Source organism: Streptomyces poriferorum, assembly GCF_019399235.1.
Lineage (GTDB): Bacteria > Actinomycetota > Actinomycetes > Streptomycetales > Streptomycetaceae > Streptomyces > Streptomyces poriferorum.
The window spans coordinates 1-4293 of the sequence record NZ_JAELVH010000425.1; the positions used below are offsets into that span (position 1 = coordinate 1).

The following is a 4293-nucleotide window of genomic DNA, read 5'->3' on the forward strand; positions in this document are numbered from 1 at the left end:
ACGGAACGCTTGCCGTAGCCGGGCTGGGCCATCGGGTACGGGGCCGCTACTGCGGGCGCGGGCAGGGCGGGACTAAAATTCTGGGCAGCCACGGGATCGCCTTTTCCGATCTTGGGGTCAGACCCCGGCTCGGTGGTTCAACACCGCGTCGGGGTCGATGCTTTCTCGCACCGTAAACACTCGCCACGCTCCGTCGCAAGCCGTCACCATTAGTCATACTTGCTCGCCGTTACGGGTCAGGGAGGTAGGGGAGGTTTGACCAACCCCCCTGCTTTCAGTGGCCGGTTAAAAGAAGGCGCTCGAATCTCGCGGCTCGCATCTCGGAGCTTGGGTCCCAAGCCCCGAGCTTCGGGCCGAGCCCGGCCCGAGACGTGCCCACCGTCCCTCGAACGAGTGACTGTCCCTGCCCGAAGCCCGAGCCCCGAGCTTCGAGACCCGAGCCCCGCAGGGGCGATCAGTTGCCCTGCCCCTCCAGCGACTCCGAGATGTCCTCCCACTCGGCCGTATCCGACCGGTACTCGTACACGGGCCGGTTCATCATTCCGGCCGTACGGAACGGCTTGCCGTTGTCGTCGATGCGCAACATCCCGCTCCGGCCCCCGCTGGACCACTCCAGTTCCAGGTACCAGGTCACATCGTGGTCCTCGGTGTGCGCGTCGAGGCGGAACACCTCCACGTCGGTGGAGCTCACCCGGTACGGGAAGTTCTTCGCCGCAACGACCTTGCCCGCGTCCTCGCCGGCCACCGGCCGCGATACGGGCTGGCCGTCGTCCAGGTCGATATTGAACGTCTGCGGCACGATGCCGCTCCCGCAGCCCTCCCCCATCGAGTACGCGGGCCAGTCGGTCGCGGCCTCCTGCTTCACCACCCGGACATGGAGCGCCTTCAGGACGACCGCCTGCTGCGACGCTCCCTGCAGGGTGAGTTCGATCAGCATCTTCCCCGCGTCCACACCGCCCAGCTGCGCAGCCCAGTTGCGCCTGGCCCTGTCCGCGGTGTCGGGCACCGGCGGCATGCCCTTGGGGTCGCGGTCGAGCAGGAAGTACTGGTCGCAGGGCCAGTCCCAGTTGTACGCACTGAGAGTGGCGGTCACCGGCACCCCCTGGGACCCGACGCCGTTCCCCGCCTTCCCGTCCGCACCCTGGGGGGCGGTGGACTTCGCAGCCGTGGCGGAGGGTGAAGCGGAACCGCTGGTCGCGGAGGGCGAGGGCTTCGAAGGACTCGGCGACGGAGACGGGCTGTCGCTCCGGCTCGGCGTGACCGGTGCGCTGCTGCGGGGCGTGTCCATGCCCTCCTCGCGGGTGCGCTCGCCCGAGTAGTGGTTGATCGCCAGAGCCGTGGGCACGGTGAGCGCCACGACAGCGGCGGTCGCGAGCAGGACCCGCAGCCGCTTGCCGGACAACCGGCCCGGGACCGGCGCGGCACCGGCGTTCCGCACATCCGGGGTCACGTCCTCGGCCACCGTCGCGTCGGGGACCGCCTCCGCTTCCGCGTTCCCTTCCGCTTCCGCTCCCCGTTCCGGTTCGCCTTCCGGTCCCGGTCCCGGTCCCGGCTCATGCCGGTTCACCGGTTCCGCCGCCGCCGGGGCCGAGAGCTCCGACGTCACCAACGACGGCTCGAACGTCCCGACAGCCTCGGTCTTCCGGGCGCCTCGCCGCTTCGCCTCGTCGGCGAGGATCCACTGCCGGTGCAGCGCCACCAACTCGTCCGATGTCGCACGGCACACGCGCGCGAAGCGCTCGACCGGCGCGTAGTCGTGCGGGACCGCCTCGCCGTTGCAGTACCGATGAATCGTGGAGGTGCTCATGTGCAGCTTCTGGGCCAGCGCTCCATAGCTCAGCCCCGAGCGCTCCTTCAGCCCCCTGAGCAATGCCGCGAAGTCCTGGATCTCCGTGCCCACCCTGACCGTTCCCCTCTCCTGCCTTCCCGGAACGGCGTCCCGGGAAGGTGATGTCATCGCAGGTCAGAGGCCATGTTTTCGTTCCAGCGTCCCGTACCGACCGGCAACCGTTGCCACCGGATTCGACGACCGGACACGATGGTGGAACACACCGCAGCAGCACCCCGGTAAGGGCAAGCAGCGCGACTCGTACACCCACCCACTTGCCCGTCTCCGGGAGCCGCCGTGCGTACTCGTACTCAACTCAGCCTGACCGACGCAGTGGCCGCAGGAGTTCTGATCGCCTCGGTCGCAACCGTCATCGCACTCCTGTGGCACCTCTGACCACACGTCATTGTCCAGTACATCCGTCAGCGCCTGATGCGCCAAAGCGGCGCCCCACACTCCGCAACACTCGACGAACGGAAATCCATCTCATGCGTACCCTCAACTTCCGCCGCGCCGCCCGCACCTCCGCCCTCGGCACCGTCGCTCTCATCGCCTCCCTGTCCCTGACGGCCTGCCAGGGCGACGACCCGGAGCCGTACGACGCCCTCCCCTCCGCTTCCGCCGGCTCGGCTTCGAAGACCCCGGCGGAGAGCGCCGGTTCCTCCGGTGACAAGGGCACGGCGGCCCCGGACGCCGACCAGGGCAAGGACGCCACCGGTTCTGGCTCCGGCGGCGGCACCTCCACGACGAAGCCGAAGGACGACAGCGGCAACGGCAACGGCAACGGCGGTAGCGGCGGCAGCGACGACAACGCCAACACGGCCACGGTCACCTGCACCGGAGGGAACACCAAGCTGTCGATCACCGAGATCAGCCGCCCCGTCAACCACATGCTGCTCACGATGACCAACACCGGCTCGAAGGCCTGCAACGCCTACTACTACCCGTACCTGAAGTTCGGCGAGGCCCAGTCCGTGCCGAACACCTTCGAGGACAGCAAGCCGCAGGCCGTGGTGACCATCAACCCGGGCGAGTCCGCGTACGCCGGCGTCATGACCTCGTCCGCCGACGGCAGCGGCTCGAACGGCTACTCCGCCAAGGACCTGAGCGTCAGCTTCCAGAACCGCGACGGCAACTCCGACAACACCGGCTCGTCGGTCAGCGTGCCGCTCTCCAAGAGCGTCCACGTGGACAGCAGCCTGACCGTCTCCTACTGGCAGATGAGCATGGACGACGCCCTCACCTACTGAGCCGCCACGGACCACCACCACTTCACTGCACGACTACACGGGGAGCACCACCATGCGCAGCAACCGCATCCGCACCACCACCTTCGCCGCCACCGCCCTCCTGGCCGCCCTCTCCCTCACCGCATGCGGCAGTGAGAACGGCACCAGCGAAAGCGCCAAGGCGGGATCGGCCGCTCCGGCCGCCCACCAGGCCGCCCACCAGGCCGTCAAGGAGTCCCGGCCCCCGGCGGCGACCGCCGCTCCGGAGGAGAAGACCACCGGCACGGTCAGCACACCCGACAACACCACGGCTCCCGTCCGCAGCGACGCGAAGAACACCACCGACGCCACGAAGCGAACAGGCAGCGGCAGCGCCACCAAGCCCGACCGCACCCCCGTCACGTGCGACGGCGGGAACACCCGGACCGCCGTCACCACGGTGAGCCGCCCCCTCAACCACCTGCTGCTGACGCTCACCAACACCGGTGACCGCACCTGCTACGCGTACTACGCGCCGGGGCTCCGCTTCGACGACGCGCAGGCCGCCTTCCCGGTCCTGGACGACAGCAAGCCCCAGGCCGTCGTGACGCTCGACCCGGGCCAGTCCGCGTACGCCGGCATCGGGCTGACCGGAGAGCCCGGCGCCGGCCCGTCCCCGCGCGAGGCCACGCGCCTTCAGGTGCACTTCTCCGCCAGGAGCGGCGAAGGCTCGACGGGCACCCCGGTCAGCCTGACGCTCCCGACCGACACCTACTGGGACGACAACGGCTTCGTCACCTACTGGCAGACCGAGATGGCGGACGCGCTCACCTACTGAGCGTCTGCTGCGGGGCCGGCGTCGAAGTCGAAGTCGAACCAGATCCGGTGGGTGCCGTCCTCGTCGACGACCAGCCCGCCGCCCCCGCGGATCCCGGCCAGCGGGCCCGGTCGCCGCTGGCCGGGTCCGCAAGGCGGCGGTGAACAGGGCCGTCGAACGCCCCGTGATCTCGCCCTCGAAGCTCTTCACGATGGTCGCAACGCCGACGGGGAGTGCGGTGGTCACCTCGGGGACGGGCTTCAGATCGGCCGGGACGAACGAGGTGACGGTAAAGGTTCCGGAGGCTCTCATGGCGTCGATCGTACGGAGCACAGCGCCTGCGCCGCCTCCCGATTGCCCTCAGCCGAACTCGCACCACACGATCTTCCCCGGCGACCGCTCGCCCACCCCCCACCGGTCCGCCAGCGCCTCCACGATCA

3 protein-coding genes are annotated in these 4293 nt (G+C 69.4%); 2 read left to right on the top strand and 1 reads right to left on the bottom strand.

Translation table 11 applies throughout. From position 1 onward, the window contains the following. Window positions 1–454: 454 nt before the first annotated feature. Window positions 455–1900 carry a helix-turn-helix domain-containing protein gene (locus JGS39_RS37545; RefSeq protein WP_306070585.1) on the bottom strand — a complete coding sequence of 482 codons (1446 nt, stop codon included), beginning with the start codon at window positions 1898–1900 and terminating at the stop codon, window positions 455–457. 416 nt (window positions 1901–2316) lie between these two features. Here JGS39_RS37545 and JGS39_RS37550 point away from each other — a divergent pair, with 416 nt between their 5' ends. Together JGS39_RS37550 and JGS39_RS37555 are read left to right on the top strand one after the other, a co-directional pair. Beyond that, window positions 2317–3078, top strand: a complete 762-nt coding sequence (locus JGS39_RS37550) for a DUF4232 domain-containing protein (RefSeq protein ID WP_219574265.1) — start codon at window positions 2317–2319, stop codon at window positions 3076–3078. A gap of 52 nt (window positions 3079–3130) precedes the next feature. After that, entirely contained in the window at window positions 3131–3874 is a 744-nt protein-coding gene (locus JGS39_RS37555; protein ID WP_219574266.1) for a DUF4232 domain-containing protein, read from the top strand. Window positions 3875–4293 lie beyond the last annotated feature (419 nt).